The following is a 19,940-nucleotide window of genomic DNA, read 5'->3' as shown; positions in this document are numbered from 1 at the left end:
TACCCGGCGCTCTGCGGTGTTGCCCGCTACTAGCAGTGCTCGCACTGCGTCGCAGCAGGCGCCTTGCAGAGCATCCGGTTCTGTTCGTCATAACTTCACAATAATTTCCCACGACCTACTTGGCAGGGATCTTACCGAAACTCACTGAAAGAATACATCATGACGCGTAGCTCCGTTTTGTTTGCCCTGATCTGCTCCGTCGCCGCGTCGCTGGCGCAGGCACAGGCGCCAGCGCCTGTTCCCGCCTCCGCCGTCTCGCTGAGCCCTGGCCCTGTTGCCGATAAATTGATCTTGATCGACAACAAGGTCGGCACGGGCAAGGAAGCGTCCGCCGGCAACAACGTCACCGTGCATTACACGGGCTGGCTGTACCGTCCGCTGGCGAAAGATTCGCGCGGCAAGAAGTTCGACAGCTCCGTAGGCCGTGGCCCGTTCGACTTCCCGCTGGGCAAGGGCATGGTCATCAAGGGCTGGGACCAGGGCGTGGCCGGCATGAAAGTGGGCGGCAAGCGCACCCTGATCATCCCAGGCGAACTGGCCTATGGCCCGCGCGGCGCCGGCAATGGCGACATTCCGCCGAACTCGGCACTGATCTTCGACGTGGAATTGCTGGACGTGAAGTAATTGTTCAGTTTGGCGGCGGCGCATGCTCGCGCCGCCGCCATCGGTACGTAACAAAATGTTCAGGGCTAGGCGCATTGCCGAAGACAGTACGAAAGTACGGCAAGGCATTGCAACAACGCCATGAACTTTTTGTTCAGTGCCTTGAAACGCGGTAGACTGGGTTCTTCTGTAATTGCTGTGGAGACTCCCATGAACATCGCCAACGACGTCACTGAACTGATCGGCAACACCCCCCTGGTGCGCATCAACCGCATCGCCGCGGGCAGTGTGGCCACCATCCTGGCCAAACTCGAATTCTACAATCCCGCGCACAGCGTCAAGGACCGCATCGGCCTGTCCATGATCGTCGCTGCGGAAGCCGCAGGCAAGATCCATCCCGATACCGTGATCGTCGAGCCCACCAGCGGCAACACGGGCATCGCGCTGGCCATGGTGTGCGCCGCGCGCGGCTACCGCTGCACCCTCGTCATGCCTGACACCATGAGCCGCGAGCGGCGCATCCTGCTGCGCGCCTACGGTGCCGAACTGGTGCTTACGCCCGGCAGCGAAGGCATGCTGGGCGCCATCCGCAAGGCCGAGGAACTGGTGGCGGCCGACCCGCGCTACCTGATGTTGCAGCAATTCAATAATCCCGCCAATCCCGCCATCCACCGCGCCACGACGGCCGAGGAAATCTGGCGCGATACGGATGGGCAAGTGGACATCGTCGTCGCCGGCGTGGGCACGGGCGGCACGATCACGGGCATCGGCGAAGTGTTGAAGGAACGCAAGCCTGGCCTGCAAATGATCGCCGTGGAACCGGAAGCGTCGCCGATGTTGTCGAAGGGGACCAAGGGCCCGCACCCGATCCAGGGCATCGGCGCCGGCTTCGTGCCGCAGATTTTGAATACGGCCATCTACGACGAAATCATCTGCGTCAAGAACGACGACGCGTTCGCCACGGCGCGCCTGGCCGCCAGCGATGAAGGCTTGCTGGTCGGCATCTCGTCGGGCGCCGCCCTGTGGGCCGCGCTGCAAGTGGCGCGCCGCCCGGAAAACGCGGGCAAGACCATCGTCACCATCATCCCGTCGTTTGGCGAGCGCTACCTGAGCACGGCCTTGTACGCGGGCCTGGGCGACTGATTCAACAGCAGCGACAGGTCTATCCCTTCCGCCAGCGCCCGGTTGCCCGCGTCACCCGGGTGCAAATGGTCGCCCGAGTCGTAGGCGGGCAGCAGGCGCAGCGGTTGCGCGGGGTCGCGCACCCAGGCGTCGAAGTCGAGCACGGCGTCAAAATGGCCGCTGGCGCGTATCCACGCGTTCAGTTGCTGGCGCAGCGCATCTTTATCAAGCTGATAATAGTCGCTCAGAGGCGTGCCGGGCAGGGCGCCTGCGAACGGCGTCAGGGTGGCGCCGACCACGCGCACGCCGCGGCTGCGGGCCTGGGCGATCAGCTGGGCGTAGCCGGCCGTTAATTCCTCCAGGGTGGGACGCTGTTCCCGTGGCGCAAACGCAGTGCCGGGCCAACTGATGTCATTGATGCCGATCAAGACGACCACCGTGCGCACGCCCGGTTGCGCCAGCACGTCGCGCTCGAAGCGCGCCAGGGCATTGGTTCCCATGCCGTCGGACAACAGCCGCGCACCGGAAATGCCCGCATTGATCACGGCCACGCCCTGCGGCGCCAGGCGAGCGGCCAGGAAATCGGGCCAGCGCGCATCCATCCCCAGGCTGGCGCTGGCGCCATCGCTGATCGAATCGCCAAGGATAGCCACGGCTTGCGCCGCTGGCGCCGCTTCCACCTGGATGGCGCTGAGCAAGAGGCGCGCCGTGGTGCTCTGCACGCCGGCTTGAGAATCATCGATGCGCGCGGCCCGCGTCTGGTCATGCGGGGCGATCCACGCCGTCTCGCGGCCATCCCAGTGAAACGTGGAAGTCGGGCTGGCGTGCGGCAGGTGGACGCTCACCGTCAGCCGGGCCAGGTCCGGCACGGGCAGGTCGACGGGGTCGCTGACGAGCGGCGCGCCCGGTGCCACGCTGGCCGAGGGCTGGCCGGAAAACGTCAGCGTGCGCAGGCTGCCTGCTTCGATGGCCGAAGCGGAAGCGGCCAGGGCCACGCTGGCCGCGCCGATGCGCAGCGGCACCTTGCCATACGCGTTCGACAGCACGATGCGCAAGCGCGGGCCGCCCACGCTGAGGCGCGCCACCTGGCGCACGGTTTGTTCGTGCAGCACGGCGGGCACGTTGGCGGGAAGCACAAAGTCGCTGCCCCACACGGCTTGCGGGCTGGCCGTCCAGCTGGCCAGCCAGGTGGTGTCCGCATTGGCGGCCTGGACAGGGCTTGTGCCGAATGCCAGGCTCAGCAGGGTGGCGGGGAGAATGGAAAATCGTTGCATGGCGGCTCGCTTCATCAAGGGGAATGTGCGCATGATGAAAGCAAAGCCATTTATGCACTAGACTATCCTATCGAAGAACATTTATGAGTTGAATTCACAATGGCCAGACTGGAAGTGAATCGTTCCGGCGAGCTGGAAGTGTTTGTGCGCGTGGTCGAGCTGGGCGGCTTTTCCGCCGCCGCGCGCGTTTGCGGCATGACGCCGTCGGCCGTCAGCAAGCTCGTCTCGCGGCTGGAAGAGCGCCTGGGCGCGCGCCTGCTGAACCGCTCCACGCGCCAGTTGCAGCTGACGGCCGAGGGCTGCGGCCTGTATGAACGGGGCATGCAGGTGCTGGCGGCCCTGGACGAGGCCGAGCGCTGCGCGGGCGTGCAGGATGTGCCGCGCGGCAAAATACGCGTGAATGCGAACGTGCCGTTCGGCCAGCATTTTTTGTTGCCGCTGGCGCCACTGTTTTTCGAACGCTATCCGCAGGTGACGCTCGACATCGTGCTGACGGATACCGTCGTCGATATCCTCGAGCAGCGCACGGACGTGGCCGTGCGGGCCGGTCCCCTGAAAAGTTCCAGCTTGCTGGCGCGCAAGCTGGGCCAGACGCGCATGGTCATCGTGGCGTCGCCAAGCTACCTGGCGCGGCGCGGCACGCCGAGGGCGCCCGCCGAGCTGGCAGCGCACAATCTGCTCGACGCCAATTACGCGCGCGCCCGCTCGGGCTGGCCGCTGCGCCTGCCCGAGGGCGACGTCGTCGTGCCGGTCACGGGCAATGCGCAGGCCAGCGATGGCGAGGCCTTGCGGCAACTGGCGCTGGCGGGACTGGGCCTGGCGCGCCTGGCCGCCTTCCAGGTGCGCGCCGATATCGCGGCCGGCCGTTTGCTGGCCGTGCTGGAAGAATACAATCCCGGCGACAGCGAGGACGTGCATGCCGTCTTCGTGGGCCAGGGCGGGCATGTGCCGCTGCGGGTGCGCGTCTTTCTCGATTTCCTGGCGCAGAACGTCAAGCTGAACTGATGCATTAGGCTACAGGCGGACACGGCCGCGCAGTACAATATCGGACGGGCCGCAATGGTTCGGCCCGTATTGTGCCTTTGAATGGAAATATGTTCCTGGTAAAACCTGAACGCCGCCGCCTGCTGCAGGTGGGCGCAACCGTGGCTGTCATCGCGCTGGGCCTGGCCTCGCGCGCCTATCCCCAATTCCTTCCCGCTGCATTGGGAAAATATCCGGGCGACGCCCTGTGGGCCATGATGATCGTCTTTGCGCTGGGCATCCTCGCCACGCGCATGCGCACGTGGCAACTGGCCTTGTGGTCTCTGCTGATCTGCTTTGCCGTGGAATTCGGCCAGCTGGTCCAGGCGCCGTGGCTCGTCGCGCTGCGCGCGCATCCGCTGGGGCACCTGGCGTTGGGTTCCACCTTCGGCTGGGGTGATTTGATCGCCTACACGGCCGGCGTGGCCGTGGCGGCGATCATCGACAAGCTGGCGCTGTTCAAGCGCCGCTAGCCTTATTTGACGTTACCCTCAGCATCGCGCAGTTCCACGGGCGCCAGTTTGAGCTTGCTCAATTGCGGGGCGATCTTCGCCTTGTCGCCCACGCCGATGATGATCAGCTTTTCCGGCTGCAGGTATTTTTTCGCCACCTGTTGCACCTGCTTGTCCGTCACGCCGGCAAAGCGCTGCGGCAAGGTCGTGTAATAGTCGAGACCCAGGCCGTAGATATACGCGTTCGCCATGCTGGCGCTGATGCTGGCGTTCGTGTCGAACTGGCCCGGCAGCGACAGCACCTGCGAGTTGCGCGCATTCGCCAATTCCTTGCCGCTCAGGGGCTTGGCGATCATGGCGCGCAATTCCTTGACGGTTTCCGACACGGCCGGGCCCGTCACATCGGTGCGCACGCTGGCGGCAATCGAGAACGGTCCAGGCTGGTTGCGGTACTGGAATTGCGAGCGCACGCCATACGTATACCCCTTTTCTTCGCGCAAGTTGGTGTTCAGGCGGCTGGTAAACAAGCCGCCCAGCGCCGCGTTCATCACTTGCAGCGGCGCATAGTCGGGCGTGGCGCGCGGCACGGCGATGGTCGACAGGCGCACGGCCGTTTGCGGCGCGCCCGGCTTGTCGACCAAAATCAGTTTTGCCTGCGTCGTCTGCGGCGCGGCGGCCACGGATTGCGCCACGGTGCCTGCCTTCCAGTTGCCGAACTTCGCTTCGGCCAGCGCCTTCAATTGCGCTTCGTCGATATCACCCGAGACGATCAGCGCCGCATTATTCGGCAGGTAATGCTGCTGCCAGAATGCCTGCAGGTCGGCGCGGCTGGCCGCCTTCAGCGCCGCTTCCGTGCCCAGCTGGATGTAGCCATACGGATGTTGCGGGCCATACAGGGCCGCCGCTTCCACGCGGGCGGCCACGGCACCCGCGTTTTCGCGCTGCTGCGCCAGCTGTCCGATGCGGCTGGCGCGTTGGCGTTCCACTTCTTCTTGAGGGAATTGCGGGTGCAGCACCACGTCGGCCAGCACGTCCAGCGCTTGCGGGAACGTGGCCTTGAGCGATGTCAACTGGGCAAACGAGGCATCCGTGTTGGAACCGGTGCTCAGCAGGGCGCCCAGTTGCGCCACATCGTCGGCGATCTGCGGCGCGCTGCGCGTGGCAGTGCCTTCCTGCAGCAATTGCGCCGTAAAGCTCGACAAGCCCGGCTGCGCCAGCGGATTGGCGCCCGAGCCGCTCTTGATCACCAGCTGGCTGGAAACGAGCGGCACGGCCGGATTGTAGTGGTGGATCACCGTCAGGCCGTTCGCCAGGGTGAACGATTTTCCTTGAGGTAAAACAATCTTCGGTGCGGGACCGGCCTTCGGCACGGCATTGCGCCATGGCTCGTCCGCATTGATGGCCGTGCCTGGCGCAGGCTTGACCTTGCCCGGCGCCGGCGTCGGCACTTCCGCGCCCAGGTCCGGCTTGCCCGGCACGCCGTAGACGACGACGCGCGACTGGTTTTTCAGGTACGTGTCCACCGCGCGCTGCACGCCGGCCGCCGTCACCTGGCGGTAGCGTTCGATATCCTTGGCCAGGTAGCCGGGGTCGCCCAGGTACTGGTTGTATTCGTTGAGCAAGTTGGCCACGCCGCGCCCGCCCATTTTTTCCACCTGGCTCAGCATGGTGGTTTCGATGCTGTTGCGCGCCCGTTCCAGCTCCTTCGCGGTGGGGCCCTTGGCGCGCAATTGCTCCAGCTCTACTTGCAGCGCTTGCTCGATTTCCTCGGGCTGGTGGCCGGGGCGCGCCGTTGCGTCGATGGTGAAGATGGAGGTGAGGGCGTTCGAGCCCTGGCTGGCGCCCACGTCCTGGGCGATCTGCTTGTCGTACACGAGCGATTTGTATAAACGGCTGGACTTGCCGCCGGCCAGGATGTGCGCGGCCATCGACAGTTCCGCGTCATCCCTGGTGTAGGCGGACGGCGTCAGCCAGGCCATGAAGACGCGCGGCAATTCGACCCGGTCCTGCACCACGATGCGGCGTTCCTGCGTGATGGGCGGGGTCACCACATTCGGTTTCGGCACGGCCGGGCCGCTCTTGAAGCTGCCGAAGTATTTGTTGACCAGTTCCTTGGTCTTCGCCTTGTCGATATCGCCGGCGATCACCAGGCTGGCGTTGTTGGGGCCATAGTATTTGCTGAAGAAATCCTTGATGTCGGCCAGTTTCGCGTTCTGGATGTCCGCGTGCGAACCGATGACGCTGGCGTAATACGGATGGGTCTTGGGAAACAGCTGGTGGTACAGGGCTTCCTGCACGATGCCGTAGGGCGCATTTTCCACGCTCTGGCGGCGCTCGTTGCGCACCACGTCCTGCTGGTTCGTCAGCGCCGTCTGGTCGAGCACGTCCAGCAGGTAGCCCATGCGGTCGGAATGCGTCCACAGGGCCAGTTCCAGCTGGTTCGACGGCACCGTGTCGAAATAATTGGTGCGGTCGAAATCCGTGCTGCCGTTCGAATCGGTGGCGCCCGCGCCTTCGAGCAGCTGGTCGGCCATGCCGCGCGGCACGTGCTTGGTGGCGGCAAACATCATGTGCTCGAACAAATGCGCAAAGCCCGTCAAGCCCGGCGCTTCATTGGCCGGTCCCACGTGGTACCAGATATTGACGGCCGTGACGGGCAATTTATGGTCTTCCACGAGAATCACGTCGAGGCCGTTCGGCAAGGTGTATTTTTCGTAGGCAATATTCGGCACGGACGTCGCACCCGTCGCGACGGCCGCATCGGCGGCGTGGCTGAGAGAGAGCGGGGCGCCGTACAGCGACAGCAGCAGGGCGGGGAGGGCCAGCAATTTGATCGGTTTCATGCATGCTTCCAGGGTAGGTGGAGAAGACGCTGCGGCTCGCTCGTGGCTGGCGCAGCGCGACGGTGCTACGGTCGGTGCTACAGTTTATACAGCAGGGCCGCGCCGCCCAGCACCAGCAGCGCGCTGGCGATGGAGACGATGGCCGCGGCGCCCAGCAAGCGCCATTCGCGCGGCGTGAAGCCGGTCGGCGCTGGCGCGGGTACTGCCGGCACGGGCTGGGGCATGGCTGCCGCCGGCAAGGGCGGCAAGCCGCCCGCCGCGCGCGCCTGGGCCGCCAGCGCCTGCGTGGCGGCGTCCAGCAGGGCCAGCTGGCGCTCGACGGTTTCCGCCAGCACGGCTTCGTTCAGCGCCACCAGGGCGAATATCGGGTCATCGACGTCGATCTTGATGCCCGTCTTGTCGAATACGTGGCTGCGCAGTTTTTGCTGGTCCATCTACCACTGCACCTTGTCGAGCTGTTCGAAGATGTCGCGGTAGACGACCTTGATGCGCTGCTTTTCCATGATGTTGAACTTGTCGTTCTGCAACACTTCCTGCATCGTCAGGCGCGCCGTGTTCATTTTCTTGACGTCCGCGCCAAAGGTGTCGGGATTGCGCTGGCTCAAGGTGATGCTGCCTTTGACGCGCGCGCGGTTGTCGCTGTACGACTGCGATTCGACGAATTGCTTGCCGGACGCCGATTGCAGCAGGCCGAAGTGTTCGTTTTGCCACAGCACCAGCGGCACGGTCGTCGCTTGGGCCGTCGCGACAAAACCCGTGGCCGTGTCGTGCAGGGTGTCGCCGCCGCCGACGATGGTGTGGATGTACACCTTGCGGCCCGATTCCTGCAGCAGCGAAAAACAGTCGTTTTCCAGCAGGTAGCCCATCAGCGGCGAAAACGTGTTCGCGCCATTGTCGACCACGCAGTTGCCGTCTTCTTCGAGGATATCGATCATCAGCGCGTCGAAGCGTTTCGGGTCGATGTTGCGCGCATCCGTCATCACGGGCACATGCTTGACGTTCATCGCCTTGTAGCGCGAGAACGTGGCGTTTTCCTGATCGGTGTCATAGCAGCGCAAAGGCGTGCCGTCCTTGCCGCCTATCCACTGGGCCAGCAGGGTCGAGACGAGGGTCTTGCCGATGCCGCCCTTGCCCTGCAGGATGAAATGTACCGTGTTTTGCATTGCGACTACTCCAAGTTGTTGCGTCAGTGACAATCAAAGATCCGTGACAGCGGCGCAGGCGCCCGGCCAGGCCACGACTGGCATTTTTACCACAATCCTTTGCAAATATGCCATGCGGAACAGCGAATCTGGTTATGATGTTAATCAGGATACCATTGATACAGAGCAAGTTTTGTGTGAAAAATCCACCCCAGAGTGTGAACGAGGACGCAGTGCCGATCTCCAGTCTCGATAAAGCCGACATTGACCGTCTGAATCAGCAAGCCCTGTCTTGCCTGGTCGGCAACCGCCGCCAGGCGCGCCGGCTGGCGCAGATGGCGCTGGCGGCGGCGCAACGGCAACAGTATGCGCGCGGCGGCGCGTATGCGGAACTCAATCATTGCTGGCTGGCGTATTACGCGGGCGAGGCGGAACCGTCGTGCGAACGCCTGGACGCGTATTTCCAGCACAGCGGCGACCTGGAAGGGGGCATGGAAGTGGCCGCCCTGCAGGGCGCGTATGCGAGCCGGCGCGGCGATTTTGCCGATGCAGAGCAGCATTTCCTGCAGGCGCGCAGCCAGGCCGCGCAGATACCCGACTCGCTGCACAAATTCATGCTGTACGCGCGCCTGGGCGTCGATGCCCTGAACCGTGGCGATACGCAGGACGGTCCGCGCAATTTCCTGCTGGCACTGGACATCGCCGAGCGTTTCGGCAGCCCCGCGCACCGGGTCAACAGCCTGTCGAACCTGGCGTCGTCGCAGCATGACCTGGGCAACGACGAAGACGCCATTCCCCTGCTGGTCGAGGCGCTCGAGATCATCGGCGCGCAAAAGCTCAAATACCAGCAAACCATCGTCTCGGCCAACCTGGCCATGTGTTTATTAGCCACGGGCAAGCCGGCCGAGGCGCTGGCGCTGGTGGAACCGTTTTACGAGTGGCCGGAAGAAGACCTGGCCGTGCGCGCCTTTCTGTTTTGCATCGCCGCCCACGCCGCCATCCTGCTGCAACAGCCGGCCAGTGCCCTGCAATTGCTGTTGCGGGCGGAAGAATATGCGCGCCGCGGCCAGGACCTGGAAGAGCAGATGCATGCGTGGCTGGTGCGCGGCAAGCTGGACCTGCACGCGGGCCAGACGGCGCAGGCGCTGGCGTCGCTGACGCAGGCGCACAGCCTGCTGAGCTGGACGCGCAATCCGTTTCACCAGCAGCAGATTTTGCGCGGCTTGTCCGATATCAATGCCCAGCTGGGCGAATGGCAAGCCGCGTATGGTTTCCTGCAGCAATACCAGGCCGCCTACGAGGCCAGCAGCAAGTCGGCGCGCGCCTCGCGCAGCCTGATGCGCAACCTGGAAAAGGAAATGCACAGCCTGAAAGCCGAGCGCGACAAGGCGCTGGAGCTGCAGGCGGCGCGCGAGACGGAAAACGCCAAGCTCGAGCACCTGAACCGCGAACTGGCGCACCAGATCCTGCACGTCAACTCCCTGCAGGACAGCCTGAAGGAGCAGGCCATGCGCGACCACCTGACGGGCCTGTACAACCGCCGCCATTTTGAAACTTGCCTCAATGCCATCCTGCACGAAGCCGATGCGGATGCGCCCGTGGCCATCGCCATCATCGACCTGGATTTCTTCAAGCGCGTCAACGACACCTACGGGCATAACTTTGGCGATGAAGTGCTGATCCAGTTCGCGCGCCTGGTGGAAGGCCAGTTGCGCGGCAGCGACATGCTGTGCCGCTATGGCGGCGAGGAATTCTGCCTGCTGTTGCGCGAAGCCGACAGCCTCATCGCGGCGCACAAGATCGACGATATCGCCGCGCGCTACCGCCAGCTGCTGATCCAGCAGGCGCCGCACAGCTTGTCCGGCTGCACCTTTTCGGCCGGCATCGCCGAGTATCCGCGCCACGGCGCCGGCCGCCACGAATTGCTGATGCGCGCCGACAGCGCGCTGTACGCGGCCAAGCAGGCGGGCCGCGACCGCGCCTGCATCGCCGATGCTACTGGATAAAGCGCAGCAGTTCCCGCAGGGCATGCGCCACGGCCTGCTCGCGCACGGCCTGGCGGTCGCCCGCAAACACCAGCCGCTGCGTCTGCACGCGCCCGGCCATGGCCCAGCCGAAGCAGACGGTGCCGACGGGCTTGCCCGGTACGCCGCCCGTGGGGCCGGCGATGCCCGTGGTCGAGACGGCCACCTGGGCTTCGCTGTGGAGCAGGGTGCCTTGCGCCATGGCGGCGGCCACTTCCTCGCTGACGGCGCCGTGGGCGGCGATCAGCGCGGCGGGCACGCCCAGCATGCCGGTCTTGGCCCCGTTCGAATAGGTGACGAAACCCCGTTCGAACCAGGCGCTCGAGCCCGAGATATCGGTGACGGCTTGCGCCACGCCGCCGCCCGTGCACGATTCGGCCGTGGCCAGCAGCAAGCCCTTCGCTTGCAAGGCCAGGCCGAGCGCGGTGGAAAGGGGGGCGAGTTCGTTGCTCATGGATGACTCCTGCAGGCGGTGAAAATGGTGGCAAGACTGTAGCATGGCCCACGGTAAAAGAAACTTTCCCCGGTCACAGCGAAAATGCGTACACTCTTTTATACATTTGCTACCACTTCGGTCCGGCAGGCGCTCTGTCGCTGCGCCACCCTGGTGCGCATCGCTCGAACAGGCCAGCGGCATGGTGCCGCGCCTTCGTATGCATTATCTTTACTCGGTTGTCATGGCAATTCTGAACTGGACCTGGTGGCGTCATCCTGGCCCCCTGCGCCGCCCCGCGCGCGGCGTCGGCCGCCGCGCTCACCGCTGGGGCTGGCTATTGCTGCTTTTGGGCGTGCTGTGCGCCGAGACGCGGGCACAGGTGCCGGGGGAGCTGGAGCGCCAGGTCAAGGCCGCGTATCTGTACAAGTTTGCCGGCTTTGTCGAATGGCCCGACGGCAGCTTTGCCCGGCCCGACGCGCCGCTGGTGATCGGCGTGGCGGGCGCCGATGCGCTGGCCGAGCAGCTCGAACAGAGCGTGGCCGGGCATAGCGTCAACGGCCGTGCCGTGCAGGTGAAAAAAGTGCGCCGCGGCGAAGCGCTGGCCGGGCTGCACGTGCTGTACCTGGGCGCGCTGGAGAAGGCGGCGCTGCAGGAGATGCTGGCCGCCAGCCGTGGCCTGGCGTTGTTGACGGTGTCCGATTCGGATGAGGTCTACGCGATGGGCAGCATGATCAATTTTGTGATGGCCGAGGACAAGGTGCGCTTCGACGTGGCCCTGAAACCCGTGGCGCAGGCGCATATCCGCATCAGCGCGCGCATGCTGCTGGCCGCCTACCGCGTGCAGACGGGAGGCGCCTAGATGATACGACTGCGCTCCATCCGCCACAAGCTGATGTCGGTGGTCTTGCTGACCACCCTGGTGGCCCTCGTCATTTCGCTGGGCACCATCGTCGTCTACGACTTGCGCGCCTACCACCGCAACCTGGTGGCCGATATCAGTACCCAGGCCGAGCTGCTGGGGCACATGAGCTCGGCTGCGCTGGCCTTCGACGACGAACGCCTGGCGCTGGAAAACCTCAACCTGATGCGCATCCGCCCGCGCGTGACGGCCGGCGCCCTGTACAAGGCCGACGGCAGCCTGTTCGCCAGCTATCGCGCGAACCAGAATGTGGGCGAGCTGCCGGCGAAGGTGGGCAAGGAAGGCGAAAGCATCCAGGGCACCTCGGTGGAGCTGTTCAAGCCCATCGTCGACAATGGTGAGCTGCTGGGCACCGTGTATTTGCGCGCCGACTATGAGCTGGCCGGCCGCACGGCCGATTACCTGGCCATCGCGCTGGGCGTGACGGTGCTGGCGCTGCTGGTGGCCTTGCTGCTGCTGCGCCGCCTCGATTTCGTCATCACGCAACCGATCCTCGATATCGCCGACGTGGCGCGCGAAGTGATCGAGACGGGCGACTACTCGCGCCGCGCGCGCAAGCTCAGCGTCGACGAAGTGGCGCAGCTGGTCGATTCCTTCAACAAGATGCTGGCCGAGATCGAGCTGCGCACGCAGGCGCTGGAGCGCTCGAACGGCGAGCTGGCGCGCGAAGGCGAGCAGCGCACCGAGGCGCAGCAGGAAGTCATGCGCCTGAACCAGGAGCTCGAAGTGCGCGTGCATGAACGCACGGTGCAGCTGGAAATGACGAATGGCGAACTGGCCATGGCGATGGAAGAGGCGCGCAGCGCCAACTATGCCAAGTCGGCCTTTTTGTCGTCGATGAGCCATGAATTGCGCACGCCGCTCAACGCCATCCTGGGCTTCGCGCAAATCCTCAGTTCCGACCGCCTGCCGTCGACCCTGGAGCAAAAGAAGGAGTTCGCCGGCCATATCCTGAAATCGGGGCGCCACCTGTTGACCTTGATCAATGAAATCCTCGACCTGGCGAAGGTGGAATCGGGTACGGTCAGCCTGTCGCTCGAACCGGTGGGCCTGGACGCCATCTTGCAGGAATGCCGCGACATGATCGCGCCGCTGGCCAGCCAGCGCGGCATCGGCATGGCCTTCCCCGACGCCTGCCCCCTGAACGTGCTGGCCGACCGCACGCGTCTCAAGCAGATTCTGTTGAACCTGCTGTCGAATGCGCTCAAGTACAACCGCGAGCATGGCGAAGTGAGCATCGCTTGCGCGCCGCAGGCGGGCGGGCGGGTGCGCATCAGCGTGCGCGACACGGGCGTGGGCCTCGACGGCGAACAGGTGGCGCTGCTGTTCCAGCCCTTCAACCGGCTGGGGCAGGAGGGCGGCACGGAAGAAGGCAGCGGCATCGGCCTGGTGGTCACCAAGCGCCTGGTGGAGCTGATGGATGGCAGCATCGGCGTCTCCAGCGCGCCCGGCGAGGGCAGCACGTTCTGGATCGAGCTGCGCGTGGTCGATGCCTTGCCCGCGCCCGCCACGCTGGCCTTGCCGCGACCGGACCTGGCCGGCGCGCTGCTCGAGCACAGCGCCCCCGTGACCTTGCTGTACGTGGAAGACAATCCCGCCAACCTGACCCTGGTCGAGGAAATCGTGCGCTATTGCCCGCAATTGCAGCTGCTGACGGCCACGGATGGCCGCCTGGGCGTGGAAATGGCGCGCACGCACCTGCCGCAGCTGATCTTGATGGATATCAACCTGCCGCACGTGAACGGCACGGATGCGCTGAAACTGCTGCGCGCCGATCCCCGCACGGCGCACATTCCCGTCATCGCCCTGACGGCCAACGCCATGCCGGGCGACGTGGAGCGCAGCCTGGCGCTGGGCTTTTACCGCTATCTGACGAAGCCGATCAACCTCGATGAATTTACCGAGGCGATCAACAGCACCCTGGCTTACGTGGCGCAGCAGCGCCGGCAGAAGGGAACAGGCGCGCCATGATCAGCCAGGCCGATATCTACGCGGCGAAAATTCTCATCGTCGACGACCAGGAAGTCAATTTGCGCCTGCTCGAGCATTTGCTGCAAAGCGGCGGCTACACGGCCGTCACCAGCACCCTCGACGCGCGCGCCGTGGCCGGCCTGCACCAGCGCCAGCAGTTCGACCTGATCATCCTCGACCTGGCGATGCCCGGCATGAGCGGCTACGAGGTGATGGATGCCTTGCGCCCGCTGGAACTGGAAGGCTATCTGCCCGTGCTGGTGATCGCCGCCGACCCGGACGCCAAGCTGGCGGCGCTGGAAGCGGGGGCGCGCGACTTCATCAGCAAGCCGTTCGACGCGCTCGAGGTGCTCACGCGCATCCGCAACATGCTCGAAGTGCGGCTGCTGCACCGTGCCGCGCGCCACTACAACACCTTGCTCGAACGCACGGTGGGCCAGCGCACGGCCGAACTGCAGCGCTTTCGCGGCGCCATGGACGCCACCACCGATGCCATCTTCCTCGTCGACGTGCTGGGCATGACCCTGGTCGACGTCAATGACGGCGCGTGCCGCCTGCTCGGCTATGCGCGCGCCGAACTGCTGGCGCTGGCGCCCGGCACCCTGCTGCCGTCGCCGCCGGCCCCGCCCCTGGCCGCGCTGCCGGGCGGCCCGGCGCACCTGGCCACGGAAGTGACGGAATGCGAACTGGTGCGGCGCGACCTGAGCCTGATACCCGTGGAACTGGGCTGGCACTGGTATGCGCAGGCGCCCGTGGCGGGCGGCCATCCCGGTACCCCTGGCGCGGGCGGCCTGCTGCTGATCGCCGTGGCGCGCGACATCAGCGAACGGCGCCAGGCGCAGGAGCGTCTGAAGCACCTGGCCCATTACGATGGCTTGACGGGGCTGCCGAACCGCAGCCTGTTCTACCAGACGCTGGCCCAGGCCGTCGAACTGGCGCAGGAAAAAAGCTGGCGCATCGTGGTGCTGTTCATCGCGCTCGACCGCTTCAAAAGCATCAACGACACGCTGGGCGCGGCGCTGGGCGACGAATTGCTGCGCCAGTTCAGCAACCGCCTGGTCGAATGCGTGCGCCTGCGCGATACGGTGGGACGCCTGGGCAACGACGAATTCGCGCTCATACTGACCATGAGCCGCAACCAGCAGGAAGCCGTGGCCGTGGCGAACCAGGTGCGCGAAGCCTTGCGCGCGCCATTCGACTTGCGCGGCCATGCGGCCACCCTGACGGCCAGCATCGGCATCGCCATGTATCCGGACGACGCCACCGACCCGGAAACCCTGATCAAATACGCGAATACGGCCATGGGCGGGGCCAAGCAGGCGGGCCGCGACGGCTACCGCTTTTTCACGGCCGGCATGAACGTGCAGGTGCTGGCGCGCCTGGACCTGGAACTGGCGCTGCGCCATGCGCTCGAACACGAGCAGTTCATCCTGTACTACCAGCCCAAGGTGGATTTGCGCACGGGCCGCATCAGCGGCGTGGAAGCGCTGCTGCGCTGGCGCCGTCCCGGCTACGGCCTGGTGGCGCCGGCCGAATTCGTGCCGGTGCTGGAAGACACGGGCCTGATCGTGCGGGTGGGCGCCTGGGTGATCCAGGCCGCCTGCCGCCAGATCGCCGAGTGGCGCGACAGCGAGGTGGGGCCGGTGCACGTGGCCGTGAACGTGTCGAGCCGCCAGTTTGCCGAAGGCGACCTGGAAGGCGAGGTGACGCGCGCGCTGGCGCTGCACGAGGTGGCGCCCGAACTGCTGGAGCTGGAATTGACGGAAACGGCGCTGATGTCGAACGCCGAGCGCACCATCGTCGTGCTGGGCAAATTGAAGAAAATCGGCGTGAAGGTGGCCATCGACGATTTCGGCACAGGTTACTCGAGCCTGGCCTACCTGCAGCGCTTCCCCATCGACAAGCTGAAAATCGACATCGCCTTCGTGCGCAACATCACCAGCAACCCGAACGACGCGGCCATCGCGCTGGCCATCGTCAGCATGGCGCACAGCCTGAAATTGAGCGTGGTGGCCGAGGGCGTGGAATCGCGCCCGCAGCTGGAATACCTGCGGCGCAACCGCTGCGACGAAATCCAGGGTTTCTATTTCAGCCGCGCCCTGCCGGCGCTGGAACTGGGGCAGATGATCGTCGCCGGCGCAGGCCTGCCGCCCGGCCACGACCCGGCCGCCCAGCCGGCGCAAACCCTGCTCATCGTCGACGACGACGTCAACGTGCTGTCGTCGCTGCACCGCCTGTTCCGTCCCGAAGGCTACCAGATCCTCACGGCCAGCACGCCGGCCGAAGGGTTTGAAATGCTGGCCCTGCACCGCGTGCACGTCATCGTCTGCGACCAGCGCATGCCCAGCATGAGCGGCACCGAGTTCTTGAGCAAGGTCAAGGAGCTGTACCCGGAAACCATCCGCATCATCCTGTCCGGCTACACGGGCCTGGAAGCCGTGCTCGATTCGATCAACCGCGGCGCCATCTACCGCTTTTATACGAAGCCGTGGGATGACACCCAGCTGCGCGACAACATCCGCCTGGCCTTCCAGCACTACTGGATGGTGAACCAGCCGGGGCTGGCGCGGGTGGCGGTGCGGTAGAACTTATTCGCTGAAGTGGTCGAAAGAAGATAAGCGCAGGTCGAGCGGCTGCCCCGTTGCATCCACCAGCCGCAAGCCCGCCTGCGCCTCGATGCGGCCCACGCGCGTGACGGGCGTGCCGCAGCTGGCCGCCAGGGCGGCGATGGCGTCGCGCGAGGCCGCGGGGGCCGTGAAGCACAGTTCATAGTCGTCGCCGCCGGCGGCCGTGTAGCGGCGGCGCAGGGCGGTGGCTTGCCGCGCCAGCACGGGGCCGGCCGGCAGGGCGTCGACGTCGAGGGTGGCGCCCACTTGCGACGCTTTCAAGATGTGTCCCAGGTCGCCCGCCAGGCCATCCGAGATGTCGATGGCCGCATGCGCCAGGCCCGCTTCGGCCAGGGCGCAGCCCAGCGCCACGCGCGGCGTCGGCGTGTGCATGCGCGCGGCGGCAGTGGCCAGGTCGGCGGGTGCCAGCTCCTGCTCCATGCGGTAGCCGGCCAGCGCCAGGCGCGCATCGCCCACGGTGCCGCTGACCCAGATATCGTCGCCCGCCACGGCCGCGCTGCGGCGCAAGGCCTGGCCCGGCACCAGTTCGCCAAACACGGTGATGCAGATATTTAAAGGCCCCTTGGTGGTATCGCCGCCGATCAATTCGCAATCAAAGGCGTCGGCCAGCGCGAACAGGCCTTCGGCAAAGCCGGCCAGCCAGGCGCGTTCCGCCTGCGGCAGCGCCAGCGCCAGGGTAAAGGCCACGGGGCGCGCGCCCATCGCCGCCAGGTCGGACAAATTCACGGCCAGGCTTTTGTGGCCGAGCATGCGGGCGTCGGCGCCGGCAAAGAAGTGCCGGTCCTCGACCAGCATGTCCGAGGAGATGGCGATCTGCCTGCCTGCACTTGGCGTAATCAGCGCGCAATCGTCGCCGATGCCCAGGGTGGCGCGGCCGGGGCGCTGGCGCACGAAATATTGTTTGATCAGGTCGAATTCGGAAAGCGCGTCGTGTGGGGCCATGGCGTAGTCTGTGCGTTGAGTGATGGTGTGGCCCGGCTATTATAGGCTGGCCTACAATACGGGTCTTTTCCACTGCCGAGCAACTTGCCATGCCCATTCTCGATATTCACGTCTTACTGCAATCCTGGCTGGACCATGGCTGGCTGCGCGACCCGCAAGCCGTCGGCTTGAACACCTTCGAGGCGCAGGAACTGGTGGCGCACGGCTTCGACGCCATCAGCGACGGCGGCCAGCTGTGCCTGTACGAGGACGAGCGCCTGTTCCGCAGGGGCCAGCGGCCCGTAGAGGGATCGTTCAAGGCGTATCTGCAGCGCGGCCAGCTGGGCGCGAATGGACTGGACCTCGGTTACCAGGTGCACCTGGCCGGTTTCCTGCGCGCGGCGCGGCAGCCCTTGCCGGCGTTTCGCGTGCTGCTGGAACAGGGCGGCCGCAGCGGCGCCCTGCTGTTCGACAGCGGCCTGGTGCTGCAGTTTGCCGCCAATTTGCGCGGCAAGCCCCGCCATTATTATCTGACCCTGGTCGAGGGCCACGTGGCCGACGCCGAGCTTGCGGACCGCGACAGCGATATCGACTTGCGCGCCGCCAGCGTGGGCCATGTCCAGGCCCTGTACGACAGCCGCGATCCTGCCGACCTGCAGCGCCTGGCCCGGCGCGGCAATGCGGCGCTGCGCGAGCTGGCAAACCTGCTTTCCTAAGCTTTCCTAACTTTTCTTCGCCTGCGCCATGCCGTGCAGCAGCTTGGCCAGCAACTGGTCGAGCTGGCGCTGCTCGTCCGCGCTGAGCACCGACAGCATCGCGCGCTCGTTGTCCACGTGCAACAGCACCAGCTTTTCAATCAATTCCAGTCCCCTTTGCGTCAGGGCCACCAGCACGCCGCGCCGGTCCGTCGGGTGTTTCTGGCGTTCGATCAGGCCGGCCGCTTCCAGGCGGTCGATGCGGTTGGTCATGCCGCCCGAGGACAGCATGGCCGCTTCGTACAGGGCCGTCGGCGTCAGGCTGTAGGGCGCGCCCGAGCGGCGCAATGTCGCCAGCACGTCGAACTCGCCCGGCTGCAAGCCGTGTTCGGCGAACAGCGGGTTGAGCCAGTCGCGCGCCATCAGCTGCGCTACCGTGCCCAGCTGGCCCACCAGCTGCATGGCGGCGGTATCCATCTGCGGCAGTTCGCGCTGCCATTGTGCGGCGGCAAATTGCGCGCGCGTGTGTTCTTGCGGGGTATCCGTCATGGCGTATGTATTTATCTCGACATCAAGATAGATTTCTATCTTTATGTTAAGATACTTTTCATCGAGTTATTTTATATGACGCATTAAACCATGTGCCTCCCAGCGAGGCAAGGACTATCCCATGCCATCCGCACGACCTGCCGCTTTCTCCGCTTCCTCATCATCTTCGGCCCTGCTGGTGGCCGCCATCATCCTGCTGGGCCTGAACCTGCGGCCCATCCTGGCCGCCATCGGCCCCTTGCTCGACAGCATCCAGGCCGGCACGGGCCTCAGCAATGCCGACGCGGGCTTGCTGACCACCGTGCCCGTGTTCGCCATGGGCGTGTGCGCCTTGCTGGGCGCGCAGCTGCAGCGCCGCCTGGGCGTGGCGCGCGGCATCGGCATCGGCATCGCCATCATCGCCGCCGCCTGCGCGCTGCGCTGGCCCCTGCACGGCAGCGGCGGCCTGATCGCCACGGCGGCCCTGGGCGGCCTGGGCATTGCGCTGGTGCAAGCACTGCTGCCCGCCTTCATCAAGCGCCATTTCCCCGCGCGGGCAGGGCAGCTGATGGGGTTTTATACGACGGGCATCATGGGCGGCGCGGCCATTGCCGCCGCGTCCGCTTCGCCCCTGGCGCAGTCGCTGGGTTGGCAGGCGTTGCTGGCCCTGTGGGCGCTGCCCGCCGTGGCGGCCGCGCTGCTGTGGCGCCGCGCCTCGGCTTCGCGCGTGGACGTGGCCGGCGGCGCCGGCGCCAGCCTGCCCGTGGGCAGTGGCCGCGCCTGGATGCTGATGGTGTTTTTCGGCATCGGCACGGGCGCCTACACGCTGGTGCTGGCCTGGCTGCCGCCGTTTTACACGGAACTGGGCTGGAGCGCGGCCGACAGCGGCTTGCTGCTGGGCGGCCTGACTCTGGTGGAAGTGCTGGCGGGACTGGTCATTTCCAGCGTCATCCACCGCTTTCCCGACCGTCGCATCCTGTTATTGTCGGTATTGCTGGCCGTGCTGGCCGGCCTGGCTTGCCTGATCGTGGCGCCCGCGCAACTGGCGCTGCCCGCCGTGATATTGCTCGGCTGCGGCATCGGCGCCCTGTTTCCCCTGTCGCTGATCGTCAGCATGGACCACGTGCGCGACCCGGCCGGCGCCGGCGCCCTGCTCGGTTTCGTGCAGGGCGGCGGCTACATCATCGCCAGCAGCATGCCCTTCATCGCCGGCCTGATCCGCCAGCATTCGTCCAGCCTGGCCCAGGCGTGGATGGTGATGGCCGCCGGCGTCGTGCTGTTGCTGCTGATCGCCGTGCGCTTCGCGCCCGGCGCGCGTCTGGTCCCATTGGATTAGCGTGCGCCTGCCGGGTGCCGGCAG

General features: G+C 65.7%; 17 protein-coding genes. 10 read left to right on the top strand and 7 right to left on the bottom strand.

Features of this window, described 5'->3' with window-relative positions; translation table 11 throughout:
- Positions 1-159: 159 nt before the first annotated feature.
- Together BZG29_RS26140 and cysK are read left to right on the top strand one after the other, a co-directional pair.
- Positions 160-624 (top strand): FKBP-type peptidyl-prolyl cis-trans isomerase, encoded by a 465-nt coding sequence (locus BZG29_RS26140; protein ID WP_077408663.1) that lies wholly within the window; start codon positions 160-162, stop codon positions 622-624.
- 189 nt (positions 625-813) lie between these two features.
- Positions 814-1,746 (top strand): cysteine synthase A, encoded by a 933-nt coding sequence (gene cysK, locus BZG29_RS26135; protein ID WP_077408662.1) that lies wholly within the window; start codon positions 814-816, stop codon positions 1,744-1,746.
- On the opposite strand, the gene BZG29_RS26130 is transcribed toward cysK, so the two are convergent.
- On the bottom strand, positions 1,707-2,999 hold the full coding sequence (locus BZG29_RS26130) for an SGNH/GDSL hydrolase family protein (protein ID WP_253192708.1): 1,293 nt from the start codon (positions 2,997-2,999) through the stop codon (positions 1,707-1,709). The two genes, cysK and BZG29_RS26130, sit on opposite strands and share 40 nt — an antisense overlap.
- Before the next feature lie 99 nt (positions 3,000-3,098).
- Between BZG29_RS26130 and BZG29_RS26125 the strand changes: the two genes are divergently transcribed.
- Together BZG29_RS26125 and BZG29_RS26120 are read left to right on the top strand one after the other, a co-directional pair.
- Positions 3,099-4,004 carry a LysR family transcriptional regulator gene (locus BZG29_RS26125; RefSeq protein ID WP_077408661.1) on the top strand — a complete coding sequence of 302 codons (906 nt, stop codon included), beginning with the start codon at positions 3,099-3,101 and terminating at the stop codon, positions 4,002-4,004.
- 89 nt (positions 4,005-4,093) lie between these two features.
- Positions 4,094-4,495: a DUF2809 domain-containing protein gene (locus BZG29_RS26120; protein ID WP_077408660.1), complete on the top strand. Its 402-nt coding sequence runs from the start codon at positions 4,094-4,096 to the stop codon at positions 4,493-4,495.
- Between the two features lie 2 nt (positions 4,496-4,497).
- Here the strand turns inward: BZG29_RS26120 and BZG29_RS26115 are convergent, their stop codons facing one another.
- The 3 genes from BZG29_RS26115 to BZG29_RS26105 form a co-directional block, all read right to left on the bottom strand.
- Positions 4,498-7,317, bottom strand: a complete 2,820-nt coding sequence (locus BZG29_RS26115) for a pitrilysin family protein (RefSeq protein WP_077408659.1) — start codon at positions 7,315-7,317, stop codon at positions 4,498-4,500.
- A gap of 77 nt (positions 7,318-7,394) precedes the next feature.
- Positions 7,395-7,751, bottom strand: a complete 357-nt coding sequence (locus BZG29_RS26110) for a hypothetical protein (protein WP_216350332.1) — start codon at positions 7,749-7,751, stop codon at positions 7,395-7,397.
- Positions 7,752-8,480 (bottom strand): hypothetical protein, encoded by a 729-nt coding sequence (locus tag BZG29_RS26105; protein WP_077408658.1) that lies wholly within the window; start codon positions 8,478-8,480, stop codon positions 7,752-7,754.
- A 212-nt stretch (positions 8,481-8,692) separates the two neighbouring features.
- On the opposite strand from BZG29_RS26105, the gene BZG29_RS26100 reads away from it, so the two are divergent.
- Positions 8,693-10,465, top strand: a complete 1,773-nt coding sequence (locus BZG29_RS26100; RefSeq protein WP_253192707.1) for a diguanylate cyclase — start codon at positions 8,693-8,695, stop codon at positions 10,463-10,465.
- Here the strand turns inward: BZG29_RS26100 and BZG29_RS26095 are convergent.
- Positions 10,455-10,937 (bottom strand): CinA family protein, encoded by a 483-nt coding sequence (locus BZG29_RS26095; protein ID WP_077408657.1) that lies wholly within the window; start codon positions 10,935-10,937, stop codon positions 10,455-10,457. The two genes, BZG29_RS26100 and BZG29_RS26095, sit on opposite strands and share 11 nt — an antisense overlap.
- Before the next feature lie 223 nt (positions 10,938-11,160).
- On the opposite strand from BZG29_RS26095, the gene BZG29_RS26090 reads away from it, so the two are divergent.
- Genes BZG29_RS26090 through BZG29_RS26080 form a run of 3 tightly spaced genes read left to right on the top strand, consistent with a single transcriptional unit; the run spans position 11,161 to position 16,394 of the window.
- Positions 11,161-11,778: a YfiR family protein gene (locus BZG29_RS26090; protein WP_171985109.1), complete on the top strand. Its 618-nt coding sequence runs from the start codon at positions 11,161-11,163 to the stop codon at positions 11,776-11,778.
- Entirely contained in the window at positions 11,779-13,809 is a 2,031-nt protein-coding gene (locus BZG29_RS26085; RefSeq protein WP_077408655.1) for an ATP-binding protein, read from the top strand.
- Positions 13,806-16,394 (top strand): EAL domain-containing protein, encoded by a 2,589-nt coding sequence (locus BZG29_RS26080; protein ID WP_077408654.1) that lies wholly within the window; start codon positions 13,806-13,808, stop codon positions 16,392-16,394. Before BZG29_RS26085 ends, BZG29_RS26080 begins: the two co-directional genes overlap by 4 nt.
- A 3-nt stretch (positions 16,395-16,397) precedes the next feature.
- Here the strand turns inward: BZG29_RS26080 and thiL are convergent, their stop codons facing one another.
- Positions 16,398-17,378, bottom strand: coding sequence for a thiamine-phosphate kinase (gene thiL, locus BZG29_RS26075; protein ID WP_077408653.1), 981 nt, complete (start codon positions 17,376-17,378; stop codon positions 16,398-16,400).
- An 89-nt stretch (positions 17,379-17,467) separates the two neighbouring features.
- Here thiL and BZG29_RS26070 point away from each other — a divergent pair, with 89 nt between their 5' ends.
- The gene (locus tag BZG29_RS26070) at positions 17,468-18,073 is read left to right on the top strand and encodes a hypothetical protein (RefSeq protein ID WP_077408652.1); all 606 of its coding nucleotides are present in this window, start codon (positions 17,468-17,470) and stop codon (positions 18,071-18,073) included.
- Positions 18,074-18,079: 6 nt separating this feature from the next.
- Here the strand turns inward: BZG29_RS26070 and BZG29_RS26065 are convergent, their stop codons facing one another.
- Positions 18,080-18,601 carry a MarR family transcriptional regulator gene (locus tag BZG29_RS26065; RefSeq protein ID WP_077408651.1) on the bottom strand — a complete coding sequence of 174 codons (522 nt, stop codon included), beginning with the start codon at positions 18,599-18,601 and terminating at the stop codon, positions 18,080-18,082.
- Between the two features lie 121 nt (positions 18,602-18,722).
- Between BZG29_RS26065 and BZG29_RS26060 the strand changes: the two genes are divergently transcribed.
- Positions 18,723-19,916 (top strand): MFS transporter, encoded by a 1,194-nt coding sequence (locus tag BZG29_RS26060; protein ID WP_077408650.1) that lies wholly within the window; start codon positions 18,723-18,725, stop codon positions 19,914-19,916.
- The last annotated feature ends 24 nt before the right edge of the window (positions 19,917-19,940 follow it).

The sequence above is a fragment of the Janthinobacterium sp. LM6 genome (genome assembly GCF_002002885.1).
Lineage (GTDB): Bacteria > Pseudomonadota > Gammaproteobacteria > Burkholderiales > Burkholderiaceae_D > Janthinobacterium > Janthinobacterium kumbetense.
Note: the sequence above shows the minus strand (reverse complement) of the source record. Positions and strands in the feature narration are given on the sequence as shown.

Excerpts from the sequence above, each read along its gene's own strand:
- cysK (WP_077408662.1), top strand. The coding sequence starts at position 814 with ATGAACATCGCCAACGACGTCACTGAACTGATCGGCAACACCCCCCTG.
- BZG29_RS26115 (WP_077408659.1), bottom strand. The coding sequence starts at position 7,317 with ATGAAACCGATCAAATTGCTGGCCCTCCCCGCCCTGCTGCTGTCGCTG.
- BZG29_RS26080 (WP_077408654.1), top strand. The coding sequence starts at position 13,806 with ATGATCAGCCAGGCCGATATCTACGCGGCGAAAATTCTCATCGTCGAC.
- BZG29_RS26110 (WP_216350332.1), bottom strand. The coding sequence starts at position 7,751 with ATGGACCAGCAAAAACTGCGCAGCCACGTATTCGACAAGACGGGCATC.
- BZG29_RS26125 (WP_077408661.1), top strand. The coding sequence starts at position 3,099 with ATGGCCAGACTGGAAGTGAATCGTTCCGGCGAGCTGGAAGTGTTTGTG.
- BZG29_RS26085 (WP_077408655.1), top strand. The coding sequence starts at position 11,779 with ATGATACGACTGCGCTCCATCCGCCACAAGCTGATGTCGGTGGTCTTG.
- BZG29_RS26140 (WP_077408663.1), top strand. The coding sequence starts at position 160 with ATGACGCGTAGCTCCGTTTTGTTTGCCCTGATCTGCTCCGTCGCCGCG.
- BZG29_RS26130 (WP_253192708.1), bottom strand. The coding sequence starts at position 2,999 with ATGCAACGATTTTCCATTCTCCCCGCCACCCTGCTGAGCCTGGCATTC.
- BZG29_RS26090 (WP_171985109.1), top strand. The coding sequence starts at position 11,161 with ATGGCAATTCTGAACTGGACCTGGTGGCGTCATCCTGGCCCCCTGCGC.
- BZG29_RS26065 (WP_077408651.1), bottom strand. The coding sequence starts at position 18,601 with ATGACGGATACCCCGCAAGAACACACGCGCGCGCAATTTGCCGCCGCA.
- thiL (WP_077408653.1), bottom strand. The coding sequence starts at position 17,378 with ATGGCCCCACACGACGCGCTTTCCGAATTCGACCTGATCAAACAATAT.
- BZG29_RS26120 (WP_077408660.1), top strand. The coding sequence starts at position 4,094 with ATGTTCCTGGTAAAACCTGAACGCCGCCGCCTGCTGCAGGTGGGCGCA.
- BZG29_RS26105 (WP_077408658.1), bottom strand. The coding sequence starts at position 8,480 with ATGCAAAACACGGTACATTTCATCCTGCAGGGCAAGGGCGGCATCGGC.
- BZG29_RS26070 (WP_077408652.1), top strand. The coding sequence starts at position 17,468 with ATGCCCATTCTCGATATTCACGTCTTACTGCAATCCTGGCTGGACCAT.
- BZG29_RS26060 (WP_077408650.1), top strand. The coding sequence starts at position 18,723 with ATGCCATCCGCACGACCTGCCGCTTTCTCCGCTTCCTCATCATCTTCG.
- BZG29_RS26095 (WP_077408657.1), bottom strand. The coding sequence starts at position 10,937 with ATGAGCAACGAACTCGCCCCCCTTTCCACCGCGCTCGGCCTGGCCTTG.